This is a genomic window from Thermoanaerobacterium calidifontis, from assembly GCF_055381745.1.
The window spans coordinates 1,866,816-1,886,058 of the sequence record NZ_AP042436.1; the positions used below are offsets into that span (position 1 = coordinate 1,866,816).

At 37.4% G+C, this 19,243-nt stretch carries 15 protein-coding genes; all 15 read right to left on the minus strand.

What is annotated here, in order from left to right; genetic code table 11:
* Positions 1–56 precede the first annotated feature (56 nt).
* Positions 57–1,394, minus strand: coding sequence for an ABC transporter substrate-binding protein (locus tag ACZ42G_RS09750; protein ID WP_464850274.1), 1,338 nt, complete (start codon positions 1,392–1,394; stop codon positions 57–59).
* Positions 1,395–1,465: 71 nt separating this feature from the next.
* Positions 1,466–2,512, minus strand: a complete 1,047-nt coding sequence (locus ACZ42G_RS09755) for a LacI family DNA-binding transcriptional regulator (protein WP_464852154.1) — start codon at positions 2,510–2,512, stop codon at positions 1,466–1,468.
* A gap of 260 nt (positions 2,513–2,772) precedes the next feature.
* A complete protein-coding gene (locus tag ACZ42G_RS09760) occupies positions 2,773–3,765 on the minus strand; it encodes a glycoside hydrolase family 5 protein (protein WP_464850276.1) in 993 nt (330 codons plus the stop codon).
* A gap of 38 nt (positions 3,766–3,803) precedes the next feature.
* Positions 3,804–4,979, minus strand: coding sequence for a glycoside hydrolase family 130 protein (locus ACZ42G_RS09765; protein ID WP_464850277.1), 1,176 nt, complete (start codon positions 4,977–4,979; stop codon positions 3,804–3,806).
* Complete coding sequence (locus ACZ42G_RS09770; RefSeq protein WP_464850278.1) at positions 4,969–6,147, minus strand: AGE family epimerase/isomerase; 1,179 nt, start codon at positions 6,145–6,147, stop codon at positions 4,969–4,971. Before ACZ42G_RS09770 ends, ACZ42G_RS09765 begins: the two co-directional genes overlap by 11 nt.
* 43 nt (positions 6,148–6,190) lie before the next feature.
* Positions 6,191–7,207, minus strand: a complete 1,017-nt coding sequence (locus ACZ42G_RS09775) for a LacI family DNA-binding transcriptional regulator (protein ID WP_464850279.1) — start codon at positions 7,205–7,207, stop codon at positions 6,191–6,193.
* 205 nt (positions 7,208–7,412) lie between these two features.
* Positions 7,413–8,060, minus strand: coding sequence for a ThuA domain-containing protein (locus tag ACZ42G_RS09780; RefSeq protein WP_085113515.1), 648 nt, complete (start codon positions 8,058–8,060; stop codon positions 7,413–7,415).
* Between the two features lie 16 nt (positions 8,061–8,076).
* Positions 8,077–8,529, minus strand: a complete 453-nt coding sequence (locus ACZ42G_RS09785) for a VOC family protein (protein ID WP_085113514.1) — start codon at positions 8,527–8,529, stop codon at positions 8,077–8,079.
* A gap of 110 nt (positions 8,530–8,639) precedes the next feature.
* Positions 8,640–9,323, minus strand: a complete 684-nt coding sequence (locus tag ACZ42G_RS09790; RefSeq protein WP_274893050.1) for an anaerobic ribonucleoside-triphosphate reductase activating protein — start codon at positions 9,321–9,323, stop codon at positions 8,640–8,642.
* Positions 9,320–11,386, minus strand: coding sequence for a ribonucleoside triphosphate reductase (locus tag ACZ42G_RS09795; RefSeq protein WP_464852155.1), 2,067 nt, complete (start codon positions 11,384–11,386; stop codon positions 9,320–9,322). The genes ACZ42G_RS09790 and ACZ42G_RS09795 overlap by 4 nt, the downstream gene beginning before the upstream one ends.
* A gap of 255 nt (positions 11,387–11,641) precedes the next feature.
* The gene (locus ACZ42G_RS09800) at positions 11,642–13,777 is read right to left on the minus strand and encodes a sodium-translocating pyrophosphatase (RefSeq protein ID WP_464850282.1); all 2,136 of its coding nucleotides are present in this window, start codon (positions 13,775–13,777) and stop codon (positions 11,642–11,644) included.
* Positions 13,778–13,987: 210 nt separating this feature from the next.
* The gene (locus ACZ42G_RS09805; protein ID WP_464850284.1) at positions 13,988–14,650 is read right to left on the minus strand and encodes a potassium channel family protein; all 663 of its coding nucleotides are present in this window, start codon (positions 14,648–14,650) and stop codon (positions 13,988–13,990) included.
* 67 nt (positions 14,651–14,717) lie between these two features.
* Positions 14,718–15,362, minus strand: a complete 645-nt coding sequence (locus ACZ42G_RS09810) for a potassium channel family protein (RefSeq protein WP_274893053.1) — start codon at positions 15,360–15,362, stop codon at positions 14,718–14,720.
* Positions 15,363–15,371: 9 nt separating this feature from the next.
* Entirely contained in the window at positions 15,372–18,146 is a 2,775-nt protein-coding gene (locus tag ACZ42G_RS09815) for a cation-translocating P-type ATPase (protein ID WP_464850286.1), read from the minus strand.
* 327 nt (positions 18,147–18,473) lie between these two features.
* A complete protein-coding gene (locus ACZ42G_RS09820) occupies positions 18,474–19,175 on the minus strand; it encodes a coenzyme F420-0:L-glutamate ligase (RefSeq protein WP_464850288.1) in 702 nt (233 codons plus the stop codon).
* Positions 19,176–19,243 lie beyond the last annotated feature (68 nt).

A 19,243-nucleotide genomic window follows, 5' to 3' on the forward strand; every position in this document is an offset into this window, starting at 1 on the left:
TAAGAATAAACGTGCTTATCTCATTAAATGGAAAGGAGGATAAACCTCCAATCCACTTATTTACTGCTATTATATTGTTTTAAAACATTGTCCAATTGCGGTTTGACTTTTGGAATAAGGTCATCAGGATTTGCTTTATTGTTGATTATTGGGTCCATAAGCTGATTCCAGAATATATTATCCCAATCCGGATAGTTTACAAAGTATCTAAAGCCTTCAGCGTAAGACATAGATTTTACTATAGTACCCAATGTATCTGTACTTCTATCTGGATGCAACTTCTTTAATGCATCTACATTTACTTCTGATTTTAAAGGTGGAACTACTTTCCACTCTTGAATTGCATTTGTTAAGTCGATAAACGCTTTAAACGCTACATCCGGATTCTTCGTCTTTGCATTTATTGCCATTCCGTACAAGTCTCCGAAAGTAACTTTTTTACCAGTAGGTCCTGACGGCACTTCATAAACACCGCAATTAAACTTTACTTGCGTCTCTAAGCTGTCTGCAGCACCACCCATAAACATAGCAACTTCTTGATTTTTAAACATTGTATCAAAACCTTGGTCTTTAATGGTCTGTTGTGAAGGTACTGCCGGACTATTTATCAACTCAGAGTAGAATTCAAAGGCCTTTTTTGCTTCAGGAGTATCTATAGGTGAACTTTTGAAGTCTGGTGTTATAACTTCACCGTTATTTTGCCATACAAACATCTGCACTGGCGGCCAACCATTAAGTGTGAAACCCCATTGTTTAATGTTATTCTTATCAAATCCAACTTCACCTGGATGTTTACCATTGGCATCAACCGTCAATTGCTGAGCAACGCTTAAGAATTTGTCCCAGTTCCATGTACCATCTGGATATGAAATTTTAGCTTTGTCAAACATATCTTTATTAATGTATAGAACTACAGGATTTTCAGCCCATGGCAAACCGTATATTTTATTTTGATATTTAAACGGTGCCAATGCATTTTCATAATAATCTGAAACATTAGCTGCTTTATTATCGGATTTAGATAAATAGTTTGTTATATCAAGTAATGCACCTTGTGCTGCAAGTTGTGTTGCTCTTTGTGCTGACACCCAAAAAAGATCTGGTCCACTGCCTGCTGAAAGCTGTGTCGTTATTCTTGTATCATAGTCAGCAGGATTTGAATTTTGCTCTATTACGTAATCTTTTGAGTTAGCATTTAATTTGTCGATAATTGTTTGCAATTGTTTTGCCTCGTCTGCTCCTGCCCATGTAGACAATTTTATAGTCACTTTATTATTTGTGCTCTTAGAAGCATTGGAAGAAGAATTCTGTTTATTTGAGCTGCTTGAACAGCCACTTACGAGTATTGATAAAATCATCAAAGCCGATATCAAAATCGAAATCCTCTTTTTCATCGTAATCGCTACCTCCTAAATTCAAATTAATTTCCGTGAGATAAGCACGTTTACATAACTGACTTAAGTCACTACTTCAATTCCTTTACAGATCCTCTTTCAATTAATTTGACTTCCATTCTTATATGGTCAAACGGATCTTTAATATTATTCATCCTCCACAAGAGCTTTTGAACTGCTTTGACTCCCATTAGCTCCTTATTTACATGAACTGTAGTCAATGGAGGAGTGACAATTTTGCATATATCAATGTCATCAAATCCAACAACAGAAATGTCATCAGGCACTCTCAATCCTAAAATGTTCAATGCATTGTAAAGCGTTATAGCTGCACTGTCGTTTGAACAAACCCATGCAGTCGGAAGCTTTTCCATCTTTGAAATAATATTCGCCACTTCTTTGTAGTTTTTGCTTAAAACGTATTTTTCAACTTTCCCTATGACACAGTACCCTGGATTTACATTTAATATAGGGTCAATGTTAAGTCCTGATGCTCTCATGGCTTCATTAAATCCAAGCCATCTCTCTTTAAAACTCAAAGAGAAGTCTATTTCCCCGAAAAAACCTATCTGCGTATGCCCTTTTTCAATGAGATATTTTGTAGCCATATACGAGCCAGGCATATTTTGAGTCAAAACTGCATCTGTATTTATCAAAAATGATGAATGATCGACTTGTACTATTGGTATCCCATAATCCAGAAGCATCCTTAAGTGTTGATCTTTTATCGTTCCTACAACTAATATTCCCGAAACTTTTCTGCTTTCAACGCTTTTGGGTATCTGAAAATCATCTTTGTTCATGAAGTTTACCAAGATGTCAAAATTGTTTTTTCTGGCCTCGTTTTCTATTCCAAGTATTACTTTTGTGTAAAAATGAGTATCTCGAAAATTTCTTTCCTCTATAATGAGACAAATATTTTTAAAGTGATTTTTGATGATGAACGATGGATTCTCATCAAAGTAGCCCATTTCATCAGCCGTTTTTAAAATCAGGTTTTTTGTATCTTCGCTTACTCCAACTTTATCGTTTAGTGCTATCGATACTGCATTTACAGATATATTCAATTTTTCTGCTATATCTTTCATTGTAACCTTTTTCTTTTTGATTGCCGGCAATCTAAACACCTCGGTGTAATTTTTTCTTGCAATTTTATTATACGTTATGCATATATAACTTTCAAGCAATTTTTACTTGAATTTATCATGATTTTACTTGAATTAAGTCTTATATTCATTCGAATAACGATTACTAATGCAATTTATACCAGATTTAGTATTTTGTTAAGTTTATAATTAAAGTAATTCAAGTAACCATTTAAAGAGCTTAAACAAGCACAAAAAAGCCGGCTTATACTTTACCGGCTTTATGCTTTATCTTAAACTCTATTCTCCATAAGAAGGTCTAAAAGCTCTCTATCCACTTTATATCCACGAAAGTCTTCGTATTTTGCGCCATCTCGGCCATGTTCTATGATTCCAAATGGACCTTTAAAGTTCCAGAGGGAATAACCCCATTCAAATTCTTTGTACAAACTTAAAAGGTCCTTAAACCATCTTAAAGCAACATCATTTGGTGTTTTGTTGAAACATCCAAATTCACCTATATGCACCTCAACGCCTTTTTCTTCCACATCTCGCCATGGCTTGTAGTACGCTCTTATGGTATCTTTATTCCACACCTTCCCGTCCCACACAAGATCTGGATATGTAGGCATCGGCAGCCCTTTGTAGCCATTCCACCATGTCGCTTCATAATGTGTTAAAGCCATTGGCTGATATCCTCTCCCACTGTGTATAACGCCAATATCAGTTAACTCAGGCATGGCTATATTTCCACCACCTAATCCATCTATGACTATTTCTCTTTCAGGATCAATTTGGCGTATTGCCTCAACAGTGCGCTTAATCACTGATGCGTGTACCTCGCGAGTCATGCCGTACTGCCCTATATCTGGCGGCTCATTTAAAAGGTCAAAGCTTAAATATTTACTCGGCACTCCCTTGTACCTTTTAGCAAATACCTGCCATTGATATACAAATCCGTCTTGAGCAACTTTATCAAGCCATAAATTATCGCGCTCAAGGTCATTGCGGTTAATGCAGTATCCAGGTCCTCTGTGTATATTGAGGCACATGTGAATATTTCTCTTTTTACACTCTTCCAAGTACAAATCTATATATTCAAAAACTCTTTCATCAGGATTTAAATAATCGAAATTCTTTATCCAAAATCTATAATCTGTCGGTATCCTTACGAAGTTAAAGCCTGTCTCCGCCAAAAAATCCAAAGCTTTTAAGTCTGGCTTTAAAGGTGACTTGCCTTCATCCCACACGTATATCCACTGAAAATTAAATCCATATTTTTTCATCAAATTCAACTCCTAAAATTTATTAAATATAAAGCTTTTTATCTCATATTTAATCCAAGGTTTTTCTTAATAAGCTCCTTTCTCTGCTTTACACAATCTAAAGATCTAAGTGCATCCGGTGGTGTGTTAAAGGCATAGTCTAAAAGCTTCTCGACAGTTGTAGTAGCAACGTGGATTCTGGTATCAGATGAGGCATAGTATATGTACACATCCCCATTATCCCTTGCAATTACACCATTTGTAAATACTACGTTAGAAACGTCGCCGACTCTTTCCTCGCCTCTCGGAGCAATTAAATAACCTCCTGGAGATGCTATGACTTTGCTTGGATCATTTAGATCTGTCACAAACAAGTATATGACGTATCTCAATCCTGCAGCAGTGTTTCTGACACCGTGTGCTATGTGTATCCACCCTTTTTCAGTTTTTATAGGGACACATCCAGCTCCATTTTTTACTTCTGTGATAGTATGGTAAACTCTTGGGCTCACAAGTTTTTCTTCGTCTATTGTTGGATTTTCTATGTCATCGCACAAACCAAAGCAAATTCCACTGCCGCTTCCTGCTTCTATGAAATCATCTTGAGGTCTTGTGTAAAATGCGTACTTCCCGTTTACAAACTCAGGATGTAAAACAACGTTTCTCTGCTGCGGTGATTTCGTCTTAAGATTAGGAAGCCTTTCCCATCTTTTAAGATCTTTCGTGCGAACTATCCCTGCACTGGCAATAGCAGACGATAAGTCACCTAAAGGTGCATTTGGATCTTTGCTTTCAGAACAGAATACGCCGTAGATCCATCCATCTTCATGCTTTGTAAGCCTCATATCGTATACATTCGTTTCTTCAGGGTACATATCATCAAACTCTACCGGATAATCCCAAAATTTAAATCCATCTACACCGCTTTCGCTTTCTGCTACAGCAAAAAACGATTTCCTGTCATATCCTTCAACACGAGCAACAAGATAAAACTTTCCATCTAATTCTATCGCGCCTGGATTAAATACAGCATTTACGCCAAGCCTTTCCATAAAATGTGGATTAGTCCTTTCATCAAGGTCATATATCCAAAAAAGCGGCACGTGCTCTCTCGTCAAAACAGGATACTTGTACCTTTCAAATATGCCATTGTACTCTTCTGTCTTTTCATTTTTCCTGCTTATTAGATCCTCATATTTGCGCAGTTCCAGCTCATACCTGTCCTTAAACCTCATTGTTTTTCACCCTTTCTATGATTTCTATGCACATTCTGCCATTGTGATACGGACATTTCCAAGGCTCTACGATAGGCATACTAAATGGATTGCCCTTTTCATCCACCTTCCAGTGCCATTCCCCTCCATCTCTTTTATCAATAACATATCTTTTTATATATTCCCAGATGTTCTTTGAAGCTTCCATGAATCTTGCATCATTTGTCTTTTGATATGCATTAAAAAAACCTACTACAGATTCAGCCTGAACCCACCATACTCTTGATTTATCGTCTACGCCATTGACAGTCTCATTTATGATGCCATCTTGAGAGTAGATATTTTCTAATATGTTTTTAGCAATTTGTGTAGTGTAATTTTTTGTCATGATTTTTAATTCATCATCGCCTAATACATCAACAGCTTTATCTAAAAGCCAACTTGCTTCTATATCGTGCCCATACGATTTTATATCGATGGTGGTGTTCCAATTGTCATCGAAAAATACTTTTAGATATTTTCCATCTTCACTGTATATTCTATCCTTAAAAATCTTGAGAAGATATTTTATGCTTTCTTTTAAGCTGTCATCTTTCCACACATCATATAGCAACGTGTAAGCTTCCAATATATGAAGGTGTGTATTCATCGTGCGGCTGGATATTACGCCATGCTCGCTAAGCTCATAATTTTCCTTTATATTCCATTGACGATCAAACTCCTCTAAATACCCTCTATCGTCTTTGCACTTATCTTCAATCATCTTATACAAATCAACTGCTGTATCTAAAGCTTTTTTATCACCTGTCGCTTTATAGTATTGAGCTAAACCATATATGCCAAAAGCCTGACAGTAAGTATGTTTTCTGGCATCAGCGACTTCACCTTTATAATCTACCATCCAATAAAGCCCGCCGTATTCATGATCTAAGAAATGATCTCTCAAAAATTCATAAGCGTGTTTTGCCATCTCTAATGATTTTACATTGCTGTCTAAGTTGTACAATGCCGAAAAAAACCACAGTATCCTGGAATTAAGTATTGAACCTTTTAATGCTTTCAAATCTATATTTAAATCGTAATCAACATATCCATAAAAGCCGCCGTTTTCTTCATCTTTTAATTTGCTCCAAAACGGGAAAATCCTTTCTTTCAACTCCAAATACATTTCTTGCTTTAATTTATCCATTTTACACGTCCTCTCCCTGTGAATTGCATCTAAAACGCGAAAACTAACTTATGCTCTTTACAGAATTTCTAACGACTAACTTTGTGTACAACCTAATATCTTCGTAAGGTTTATCGAGATTATTCATTCTGTACAAAAGTTGATTGACAGCCTTTTCACCCAAAGAGCTTTTTGGAATATCTACAGTCGTAAGAGCAGGATGAGAATACGCACTCATTTCAATATTGTCAAATCCTACAATGGAAACATCATCAGGCACTTTAACTCCTAAGTCTTCCAAACTTCTCATAAATGCCAATGCAATCTTATCATTTGCGCAAACCCAGCCAGTAGGGAACTTCTCAGCCACGGTAATCTTTTTCTTGAAGTAATCGGGATCTTTAAAAAATTCAGCACCTTTAAGGTTTATATCAAGCCATACATAATCTTCGTCAATACTAAGATCCAGATCTTCCATAGTCCTTACATAAGCATAATACCTTTCCCTAAAACTAAATGCCCATTCATTGTTGCCTATAAATCCAATCTTTCTATGGCCGTTGTCATAAAGATATTTTACAGCTTTGTACATTCCATTTTCATTTGCCGTATTTATGTAGTCGCAATCAATCCCATTGCTATAATGGTCTACAGCAACAAATGGTATTTTTGTCGCCTTAATCTTTTTGATAAATTCATCATTTAAAGTACCTACTATTATGATTCCGTTTGTGGTATCTTTTGTGATAGTGCTGGGAATGCTTAAATTTTCCTCCCCTTCTTCATCAATGCCTGTAATGCTTAATTTTAAATTGTTGTTTCTGGCTGCGTTTTCAATTCCATATAAGACATTGGACCAAAAAGTAGATTCAACGAGGAAATCTTCTCTGCAAAGTATGGTTACATTTAAGATCTTATTTGGTATGTCTTTGATCTTTTTGTACCCCATCTTCATAGCCGTCTCTAAGATGCGATTTCTCATTTCTGCACTTACACCTTCAGCACCTCTAAGTGCTTTTGATACGGTATTTTTTGATACGCCTATGACCTCTGCGATATCTTGTAAGGTTACTTTTTTCATGTTTATCACCTGCATTCGTTTGATTTGCACTTTATTTTTTTGCTTAATTTAAGTATAATGTAACTTTTATTTAGTGTCAACACGATTTTAAAATTTGATTTGTAGAAATCGTATCGCATTTATTGTACAAAATACAAGTAAATTAAAAGATAGGCTGCTTATCATCTAATACAGCCTATCTTGTCTTTTCACTTAAAAGCGTTTACTATTTTATACACCAATTTACACACTCATGTAACGTCTTCAAAAACGACTCGTTTAACAGTCCATCTTCCCTGTGGGCAGGAGTCAAGCAGCACACCTTGCCTTTACCAAAGTGATGATACCATCCTGCTATGGATTGTCCGTATTTAGAGAAAGAACGCAAAAATACATTTGTATCATTTTCTTCGCATTTGACGAAATAATGTTCATCAACAAACTCAAACGTCTGGATAGCACTTTCAAATTCTCCTAGCATATCTTTTTGTGGTACGTACTGTACAACATCGTTTTTTTCAGGATGATGTAAAAAATATCCCTTTAGCATTTTATTGTATTCTCCATCTTCCGGATATGATGATAGGCCAGAATGCCATGCAAATAAGCTTCCACCGTCTTTTACGTAGTTTACTATTTTCTTCTCTATCTCTTCTGTCATCCAGAGATTAACACTCTCTGACTGTGGATTTAATCTATTTTCTTTAAATAATATTACGCAATCAGGTTTTGATTCTAATTCCTTTTGTAACTCATCAATATCTATAAATCTAAGATTTACATTGCCAAGATTATTTATGACTCTATATAGAGATCTTTTTATAATTTCCTCATTGTGGTAAAAATCACCTAAAATCGCAACTATCTCTTTCACAATATCATCCCTTTTTTTAAAAATTCTCTAAAAGCTCTATGATTACCTTTAACTTCGAAAAAGTATCTATGTAAGCATATCTTCCACCTTCGTAATCGCCTTTTTGGACTAGGCTCATCTCATTTTTCTCTAATGCTTTTATCTTTTCATCCATGTCTTTTACTTGAAACGCTATATGATGTACACCTTCCCCGTGTTTATCCAAAAACTCCCTCCAAGTGCTTATGTTTTCATCTGGCTCAATAAGCTCTATTTGAACTTGCCCCATATCAAAAAAGGCAAGCTTTGCACGAGCATCAGATGGTTTTCCATTATATTCTGCATGTGACTTCTCATAGCCATCTGTCCAATTCCACTTAGGCTTTTCCACTCCAAAAAAGTCTGCAAAAGTCTTTGATGCTTCATCAATGTCTTTTACTATTATACCTATCTGCGTGACGATGTTGGTACCTAATAAATTTTTGTCCATAAATATCCCCCTAATATAAATTTTTAATTGAACTTACTGTAACTCATCTAATAAAATTATACACCTTCCATAATTTTTCCCAAAAAAAAGAGGAGAAAATCTCCTCTTTTTTACCTTATCAATACCTCAACTACTTTATCTTTTAACATCTCTTTTATATTTTTCAAAAATTCAATATCACACTGTTTTTCGCCGCACAAGTCTTTATCTAAAACACCGTCAGAATACTTGTAAGCTTGAAGCACATATCTTCTGCTGCCAGAAATCAAATCACCAATAGACGAAAAATCTTCTAAGCTAAATATCTTGTCATTTACAGTTGTCCTGAATTCATAATCTATTCCAGAGTTTTTAATTAAATCAATGCTTTTTACAATTCTCTCTATATCTTCATTGTTTTTTACGAATAAACCGTATTTATTTTTAGGTGCCTTTACATCCATAGCAATGTAGTCTACCAAATCATCTCTTAAAAGCCTTTCTATGACATCAGGGCGAGAACCATTTGTGTCTAGCTTGACGCTGAATCCTAAATCTCTTATTGTTTTAATGAAGTTTTTCAAGTCTTTCCACAGTGTTGGCTCTCCACCTGTTATACAAACGCCATCTATTAGATTTTTCCTTTTATTCAGATATTCCATGAAGTCAGCTTCACTCTTAACAGGTTTTTTGCGCTTAATAAGCTGGCTATTGTGACAGTATGGGCAAACAAAGTTACATCCACTTACGAATACCGTCGTAGCTATTTTGCCTGGATAATCCACCATAGACACCGGCAAATAATCATACATCATATTACAAATTCCTTCCTGTCAGAAAACTCCTCTCTTTTGCCTTCATTCCAGTTTTGAAGCGGCCTGTAGTATCCTACAACTCTGCTGTATACTTCGCATTCATTGCCACATTGCGGACAGTTAAAATGTTCTCCAGATATATAGCCATGGTTGTCGCATATTGAAAAAGTCGGCGTTATTGTGTAATAAGGAAGCCTATAATTGTAAGCTATCTTCTTCACCAATGCTTTGCATGTATCAGGATCGTTTATGTTTTCACCTAAAAAACCATGAAATACTGTTCCGCCTGTATATTTTGTCTGAAGTTCGTCCTGCAAATCAAGAGCCGTAAATATGTCATCTGTAAAGTCGACAGGAAGCTGTGTAGAATTAGTGTAATACGGCACATCTCCTCCTGCAGTGATGATGTCTTTGTATAACTCTTTGTCTTTTTTTGCCAATCTGTACGACGCACCCTCGGCAGGCGATGCTTCAAGGTTGTAAAGGTAATTTGATTCTATCTGATAGTCTTCCAATCTATTTCTCATGAAGTCCAAAACTTCCAATGCGAAATTTCTGCCTTTTTCACTCGTGATGCCGCATCCCATGAAATTTAAAAGTGCCTCATTCATTCCTATCAAGCCGATGGTATTAAAGTGATTCTGCCAGTATGAGCCAAATCTCATCTTTATATCTCTTAAGTAAAATTTAGAATACGGATAAAGCCCCATTTCAGTCATATTCTCCAGCACTTTTCTCTTTATCTCAAGGCTCTTTCTTGCTACATCCATTTGCTTTCCTAATCTTTCAAAGAACTCTTCTTTTGAATTTGACAAATATCCAATCCTTGGCATATTTATCGTTACAACGCCAATTGAACCTGTAAGTGGGTTTGCTCCGAAAAGACCGCCACCGCGCTTTCTAAGCTCTCTATTATCAAGCCTTAAACGACAACACATTGATCTTGCATCTTCTGGGTTTAGATCGCTATTTACAAAATTGCTGAAATACGGAAGGCCGTATTTTGCAGTCATTTCCATTATTTTATCAATGACAGGACTTTCCCAATCAAAATCCTTCGTTATATTGTAAGTTGGTATTGGAAATGTGAATATCCTTCCATTTGCGTCCCCTTCCATCATGACCTCAGCAAACGCCATATTAAGCATGTCCATTTCCTTCTGAAATTCTTTATACGATCTATTCATGGCTTTGCCGCCTATTATTACAGGTTCGTCAGCCAGTATGTCTGGCACCACAAGATCCATCGTTATATTTGTAAATGGCGTCTGAAAACCTACTCTTGTTGGAACATTTATGTTAAAAATAAATTCCTGTAATGACTGCTTTACTTCTTTATACGAAAGCTTGTCATAATATATAAACGGTGCCAAATAAGTGTCAAAATTAGAAAATGCCTGTGCACCTGCAGCTTCTCCTTGAAGTGTATAGAAGAAGTTAACTATCTGTCCTAAAGCAGATCTAAAATGCTTTGGAGGTCTACTTTGCACTTTTCCCTCTACGCCGGTAAATCCAGATACGAGGAGGTCTTTCAAGTCCCATCCACAGCAGTACACAGATAAAAGGCTTAAGTCGTGTATGTGCAAATCGCCATTTACATGAGCATCTCTTACTTCTTTTGGATATATCTTATTCAACCAGTAATTAGCCGTTATCGTACTTGCTATGTGATTATTCAAGCCTTGGAGAGAGTAGCTCATGTTGCTGTTTTCATTTACTCTCCAGTCAAGCTTACCTATGTATTCGTCCACCATTTTTTCAATGTCCATAAACATATTTTTAAATTCTCTTATGTCCTGATGTTGTTTTCTGTACAATATGTAGGCTTTTGCCGCTTTTGCAAATCCGTGTTTTATCAAAAATTGTTCAACAATGTCCTGAATTTCCTCTACACTTGCACGCCCTTCAAAATTATTTCCTATGTACTCTGTAACTTCTTCAGCTATCTTTGAAGCATCACTGTACTTACCTTCGCCGACAGCTTCAAATGCCTTGTATATAGCATTTGCGATTTTCTCTTTGTTAAATCCTTCTTCTTTACCATTTCTTTTGACTACTTTCATTTCCTTATCCAATTTCAAAACCTCCATTACTTTATCATCTGTAAAAATGATTCAGCAAATACCCCGATTAAAAGTTAATCAAATAAGCAAACATATCTGAAATTTTCTAATATTGACTCTATATATTGTATTTAATTAAATTATAACATCAATATATAGTATATCATTGATACATCCTTCAGTCAATAAAAATTTTCAAAAGCCAAAGGCAATTAAAAAAGGCGGAGCATTAAGCTCCACCTTAGTATAGATTTTTTATCTAAACAAGGATGCAAACACAAGTGTGATAGTGCTTATAAGTTTTATCAAAACGTGCAATGACGGACCTGCCGTATCTTTAAACGGGTCACCTACTGTATCGCCTACAACACCTGCTTTATGCGCATCTGACTTCTTACCGCCATAGTTTCCTAATTCGATGAACTTCTTAGCATTATCCCATGCACCACCACCATTGTTTAAGAACAAAGCCATTATTACACCGGATATTGTGCCAACCATCAAAAATGCTGCTGCAGATTCTTTTCCAAGCAAAATTCCTACTAAGATAGGCGCAACAACAACAATAAGACCTGGAATTACCATCTCTTTCAATGCGCCTTTTGTAACTATATCGACTGTCTTAGCGTAGTCTGGCTTTGATGTGCCCTCCATGATGCCGGGATTTTCTTTAAACTGCCTTCTAACTTCCAGTATGACGTACTGTGCCGCTTTACCAACAGCTCTTATGGCTGTAGAGCTGAAAAGAAATACTATCATAGCGCCTATAAATGCACCAATAAACACCTCTGGTTTGCCTATGTCTACAGCAAACCAAGAATCGATAGGTTTGCCTAATATCTTCTTAACTTCATCAAGGTATGCAGAGAAAAGGAGGAATGTTGCCAATGCCGCAGATCCTACTGCATAACCTTTTGTCAATGCCTTTGTCGTATTTCCGCATGCATCAAGCCTATCTGTGACAATCCTTACAGATTCAGGTGCTTCAGACATTTCAGTGATTCCACCTGCGTTGTCAGTTATAGGGCCAAAAGTATCCATTGCCAAAATATATGCCGTCGTTGATAACATTCCCATTGTAGCTATAGCAGTACCATAGAAGCCCGCTGTAGCTATATTTGGAAGTGCCAATTCACCAAGCCTGTATGCTATGATTATTGCTGCAGATATGAACAATACTGGAAGTGCTGGTGACTCCATGCCTACGGAGATACCAGTTATTATGTTTGTAGCTGCGCCTGTCGTTGAAGCCTTTGCGATCTCCTGAACAGGTCTTGTGCTCATAGATGTGTAGTAGTTTGTCAAAAATACAAATACGTAGCTTAACAATATGCCTGCTACTGCTGCACCGTATAGAAGTAAATAATTTACACTATTTCCATTTGCTAAATGACCTGAAAGCATAACCTTCACAGCGAAGAAAAGTACAATTATATTTATTATTGTGGTTACAAAATATCCTTTGTTTAAAGCAATCATAGGATCTTTTGATTCGTCTTTCGTGTTTACGAATACAATGCCGATGATTGAAGCGATAATACCAATAGCACGTGCTACAAGCGGGAACAATATGCCTTTTAATCCAAAGACAGGATACAAGCCTACACCCAAAATCATAGCACCTATATTTTCAGCGGCTGTTGATTCAAACAGGTCGGCTCCCCTTCCAGCACAGTCTCCAACGTTATCGCCAACCAAATCAGCGATTACTGCAGGATTTCTTGGATCATCCTCTGGAATGCCTGCTTCTACCTTGCCGACAAGGTCAGCCCCTACGTCAGCAGCTTTTGTGTATATACCACCGCCTAACTGTGCGAAAAGCGCAACGAAAGAAGCGCCAAATCCAAAACCTACTATCAATGATGGAGCATTTTTAACCAATTCCTGTTGTCCAGATGCTCCACCGTAAGCAAAAAACAAAGTCGCAACGCCAAAAAGGGATAATGCTGTAACCGCAAGGCCTGTAACAGCCCCACCTCTTAAAGCGATCTGTAAAGCTTTGTTAAGGCCTTTTCTTGCACCACTGGCTGCCCTCACATTTGAATTGACTGCCATGTACATGCCTATGTAGCCAGATATAGCAGAGCACAAAGCTCCAGATATAAATGCCAATCCAACATGCCATGCATAGCTTATAGCAGAGCCAACACCTTCTGCCTGATGTCCGTAGTAATTGGCAATTATTATTATGACGGCAACTATCAGTGCAAGGACTGTTATCGTTTTATACTGCCTGTTTAGAAAAGCCATTGCACCTTCTTTTATGGAGTCTGAGATCTGCTGCATCTTCTCGTCACCTTTGTCTTGACTGAAAATAAACCTAATAAAACCAATGATGGCAAGAGCTGCAATAATGACAACTCCATAGATGATAAATAGATAGGAATTCAATTAGACCATCTCCTTTAAATTTATTAATATGTTTATTAAAGTATTATTTCTACACTGGATAAAAAATTCCTTCATGTTTTTAAAAATATTTTATATTTTTTATTGACCAGTCAGTATCAATCGCGAAGTGGTTATGACCTTAGAATATTTTTTGTATAAAAAAAGGCTTTTGCACTATGACATATTCAGTCAATCGTGCAGAAGCCTTTCTTATTCTGCATCAAAAATATTCTTTAATGCTTCTTTGCTTTCATCGCTTACGACGCTTAAGACCTCATCCCCCGGTAAGATGTAAGTGCTGCCATCTGGAAGCAAAACCTTGTTGTTTCTTATTACCGACATAATGACGCAGTTTTTCGGCAGCATCAAGTCTTTGATCATCTTATTGGCGGCATTGGAGCCTCTTTCAATGATGCTCCTTACGATAGAAATTTTCCCTTCTGAGAGATTTATTATTGTCGTAATTCCACTTATTTCAGCTTCTTCTTCTATCAATCTTGCGATTATCCGGGCACTGCTTACAGCCGCATCCACCCCCATATCTTTAGTAAAAAGCCAGTCATTTTTTGGATTGTTTATCCTGGATACTACTCTCGATACCCCAAACTCGTATTTTGCCAGTTGACAAATTATAAGATTATCCTCATCATGTCCTGTCGCTGCGACGACAATATCCGTTCCTATTATTCCAGCTTTTTTTAAAACATCCGAGTTGCAACCATCTCCAACCACTACTTCACAATTTAATTCCTTCCTTAACTTATCCATCTTTGACTCATCTTTTTCAACAACTACGACTTTTTCTTGCCTTTCCTTCATCAGTTGAGCAAGATACAAGCCTAACCGACCAGCACCGACAATCATTATTGACATGATTATAACCTGCGACTTGGAAACACATTTATTGTTTCCGTCAGGTTTTTCACCTCCTTACCAATATTTACATAAACATCTGTTTCATCTTTGTCTTTCCAAAAGCCGTAACAGCTATAAATATCTTGTCTCCTTTTTTTACAACAGTGCTTTGTGTTGGAATCATAGCGATGCCATCCCTCACTATGCTGACTACATTCACTTCTGATGGGATTACTAAATCTTTTACGTATCTTCCATCCAGATAAGCCGAAACTTCCGTCTCCACTATCTCCACTTCACCGCTGCCAAAAGAAGAAACCCTAAAAAGATCTGGATGGCAAATCAAATCCTTCATCTTGTTTGCACCCCACAATGTAGGGGAAACAGTATTGATGCCCATTTTTCTGTATATCTCCGCTCTTATAGGGTCATATATCCTTGCCACAATAGTAGGAACATTGAACTTCTTTTTTGCAATCAAAGCCGTAACGATATTGGTGTTATCACCGTTTGTAGTTGATGCAACGGCATCTGCATGCTCAATGCCTGCTTTTATTAAAGTAGCCTTGTCAAAAGCGACTCCTTCAATGAACTTTCCTTTAAAAGAAGGCTTCAATCTTTTAAAGGCATTTGCGTCTTTGTCTATGACTACGACGCTATAACCATCTGAATCTAACATCTGTGCCAACTCAGCTCCAAGCCGGCCGCATCCAGCAACAATTATATTCATAAATCAGGCTCAAATAGAGCCTTTCACCTCCTTTTGGTTTGATGCGATTTTCCTCCGCAATAAATATTTCCTTATCTCTTCAGCGCCTATGAGTATAGGCATAAAAGCCACATAAAACAACCAATTCTTAAATGGCACCGGATACGTGTCAAATATCTTCTGCAAAAACGGAACGTATATAAGCAGCGCAGTTAAAACCAGCTCAAAAACTACACCGATGTTTAGCAATCTATTTTTGAAGAAACTTACACTGAACATTGAAGCAACCTCTGTGCGACATGCAAATACGTTTGCTACCTGCATAATGACTATCCCCAAAAAGCTCATTGTAGCAGCCTTTCTTGCCAATGGGTCAGACAGAGGAAGCGTCATTCCCCAATGCCATCCACCGCTATACAAAACCCAGAAATATCCAGATAAAACAGCTATTGAGCTTATTATGCCCAATAACACGTAGCCTCTTAAAAATAGCGATAGATTTAGAAGTTTTTCTTTTGGCGATCTTGGTGGCCTGTCCATGACGCCGGGTTCAGGTGGCTCCACGCCAAGAGCAAGAGCCGGCAACGTTTCAGTACCTAAATCTATAGCCAATATCTGCATTACCGTTATCGGCACAGGAATATTAAACAGTGAAAACAAGATATAAGGTATTGCCTCTGGCGTCAAGTGTGCAAAGATGTACGTTATAAACTTCCGCACATTGTCGTAGACTGCCCTGCCTTCTTCGATGGCATTTACGATGCTGGCAAAATTATCATCTGTCAGAACCATCGTAGCCACTTCCCTTGCCACATCCGTTCCTGATTTGCCCATTGCTATCCCTATATCGGCTTTCTTCAATGCAGGTGAATCATTGACGCCATCACCTGTAACAGCCACCACTTCACCCATATCTTTCAATGCAGCCACGACTTTCATCTTGTGCTCAGGTGCAACTCTTGCAAATATTATCTCATTATTTTTCAGTTCTTTTTTCAGATCCTCGTCAGACATCTTGTCCAATTCATTGCCTGTTATTACCCTTGGTCTTGGTCCTTTTACTATGCCTATTCTTCTTGCGATCGATTCAGCCGTCAATCCATAGTCACCTGTTATCATGATGATCTTTATACCTGCTTTGTGTGCATGTTTGACAGCCAATTCGACTTCAGGCCTTGGCGGATCCATCATTGCCACTAAGCCTACAAAAATCAAGTCGTTTTCCACATTTTCAATGCTATAATCTTTAATCTCATTATCTATTTTCTTGTATGCCATTGCAAGCACTCTAAGACCTGATTCAGCAAATTTGTCATTTTGCCTAACTATGTCGTCTATATCCGACTGCTCCAATTTTTTGATGCCGTCATCGCTTAAAATGTAATTGCATACTGAAATGGTTTCTTTTGGTGCACCCTTAGTAAACGCGTAAAATTCTTTTCCATACTTATGTACGGAAGTCATCCTTTTCCGCCTTGAGTCAAACGGCAGTTGAGATATTCTCGGGTACTCTCTCAACATTTCTTCTAATATAAATCCTGCCTTCTCCGCCAGTACCACCAATGAACCTTCTGTAGGATCGCCTATTATACCCCAAGACGGATTTTCATTCGTAGGTCTGACTAACCGGCTGTTGTTACAAAGTAAACCTATTTTTAATAACAATGAAAGTTCATTAGGCAGGTTTTTGACATCTACCTTTTCGTCGCCAACGTAAAAATCACCTTTTGGTTCATATCCAACACCACTTACATTGTAATATGCCACTTTAGTCCAGATTTCCCTTACAGTCATCTCGTTTTGCGTCAGTGTCCCTGTCTTGTCTGTGCAAATGACCGTTGCACCGCCTAATGTCTCAACGCTGGAAAGCTTCTTCACTAAAGCATGTCTTTTCGCCATTCGCTGTACGCCCATTGCAAGGGCTAATGTTACAGTAGGCAATAATCCCTCAGGCACATTTGCTGTGATTATACCTATTGCAAACATAAATGTATCAACTAATGACCTTCCCATCAAAAGACCTAAAAGGAAGAAGAATACTCCCATCACAAGAGACAAATACGCTATCACTTTTGCAACTCTCGTAAGCTGCTTTTGCAGTGGGCTTTGCTCTACGCTTATTGTTTGTGTCAATGAAGCTATCTTGCCAAATTGGGTATCCATACCTGTAGCATAGACAACTGCCGTTCCAGAGCCAGATGCGACATTTGTACCCATAAAGACAAGATTTGGCGCTTGTATAAGCGATACATCATCGTCTAAGACAACATCAGACGTTCTTCTGACAGGTTCTGATTCTCCTGTCAACGCAGCATTAATAGTCCTCATCTCAAAAGCTTCGATAAGTCTTGCATCAGCAGGCACATGGTCGCCTTCTTCAAGGTATATAAGATCTCCTGGTACTAATTCACGAGCTAATATTTGTTCTTGTTGTCCATCCCTTATGACTTTCACATACGATGGCAGCATCTTCTTAAGGCTTTCTGTAGCTTGTTCTGCCTTAAACTCCTGCCAGAAGCTAAACAAAGCATTTACGATTATTACAAGTATTATCGCCCACCCAAGCTGTGGCATTCCACCTATAAATGAAAGTATGCTGGCTATCCAGAGGAGTATCGCCAATAAATGCGTAAAATTTGCTATAAACCTTGAAAACATGGATGTCTTTTTGACTTCTTTTATTTCATTATAGCCATACTTTTCCAATCTTTTGCTGGCTTCTTCTTTTGAAATGCCCTTTATGGATGTGTTTAGCTCTTTAAACAATTGGTCTTCTGTAATTCTAAATATATCATCAGTTTTCAAAGCACCAAACCTGTATTAAACAGGTTTCACACCTCCCTCTATAATAATATTCTATAGTAAACACTTTGGAGAAGTGAAAATACTTCATAAAGGCATAATAATCACCTCATACATTTTTCTCCAGTATAGCATTATTCTGCTGCATAGTTAAACTTCAATTTAGCCTTATTATCCCTAATTAAAGCTATACAATCTTCTTCTTATGAAGCTTATAGCTTATTTTGTCTTGCAATCTTCATTTATCGCATAAAATCACACTTTTGCAAAATAAAAAAACCATAGCAAAATCATGCAACGCAAAATTCGCTACAGTAATTCTATATCATATTATTGATTCTGCAAAATCTCATGAAATTCTTTTTCACATCTTAAATCATCAGAGATTTCTGCAGTTTGCTCTTTATACGATTTAATGACGACAATAGGCGTCTGCTGTTCTGAATTTCCTGACGGATTGTCTAAAAAAAGCCTCTCAACGTATGATTTTGAAACACCTTTGGATGCACCGATGCAATCAGCACAGTGCAAATCATTTGCATCGATTATAACAGTATCGATGCCTGTTTTCTCTTTTATCATATCGCATACCAAGTCAGGTTCAGCAGGACCTAATACTATGTACTTGTGATAAGGTGCCATGGTTCCTGCCACGTCATCTATAAGCGCAACTTTTCTCCCTGCTATCTTGAAAAAAAGTCCTCTTTTCTTAAATATTTTGCCTATTGCACTTACAAGTGCAGCCACAAAAATCCTAAGCCAACCAACCTCATTTATGGCACACTGCATGGCTTGTGGCGAAGTTAGGCTCCCATTTCTCCCCGTAAACCTGCATAAGATTTTAGCCAAAAATCCCACTTTTATCTCATCAGGCATATATGCCCTTCCCTGGGTAATAGCCACAACGCTTTCTGCAATGGCTATCAAATCCCCTTCTTCTGCAATATCTTTTGTGTATCTTGATACCACATCAGCTATATCGTCATCTTTTGTTATAACATGGGTCCTTATAGGAATTTTCCCGTATGGCAATTAATATAACCCCCAATAAAACTTATTTCCATTTTCTTGATGTTGTGATATATTAAGGTTGTACATAA

Coding starts and splice junctions, on each gene's coding strand:
- ACZ42G_RS09750 (WP_464850274.1), bottom strand. CDS start 1,394: ATGAAAAAGAGGATTTCGATTTTGATATCGGCTTTGATGATTTTATCA.
- ACZ42G_RS09760 (WP_464850276.1), bottom strand. CDS start 3,765: ATGAAAAAATATGGATTTAATTTTCAGTGGATATACGTGTGGGATGAA.
- ACZ42G_RS09765 (WP_464850277.1), bottom strand. CDS start 4,979: ATGAGGTTTAAGGACAGGTATGAGCTGGAACTGCGCAAATATGAGGAT.
- ACZ42G_RS09770 (WP_464850278.1), bottom strand. CDS start 6,147: ATGGATAAATTAAAGCAAGAAATGTATTTGGAGTTGAAAGAAAGGATT.
- ACZ42G_RS09775 (WP_464850279.1), bottom strand. CDS start 7,207: ATGAAAAAAGTAACCTTACAAGATATCGCAGAGGTCATAGGCGTATCA.
- ACZ42G_RS09785 (WP_085113514.1), bottom strand. CDS start 8,529: ATGGACAAAAATTTATTAGGTACCAACATCGTCACGCAGATAGGTATA.
- ACZ42G_RS09790 (WP_274893050.1), bottom strand. CDS start 9,323: ATGATGTATGATTATTTGCCGGTGTCTATGGTGGATTATCCAGGCAAA.
- ACZ42G_RS09795 (WP_464852155.1), bottom strand. CDS start 11,386: ATGAAAGTAGTCAAAAGAAATGGTAAAGAAGAAGGATTTAACAAAGAG.
- ACZ42G_RS09805 (WP_464850284.1), bottom strand. CDS start 14,650: ATGTCAATAATGATTGTCGGTGCTGGTCGGTTAGGCTTGTATCTTGCT.
- ACZ42G_RS09810 (WP_274893053.1), bottom strand. CDS start 15,362: ATGAATATAATTGTTGCTGGATGCGGCCGGCTTGGAGCTGAGTTGGCA.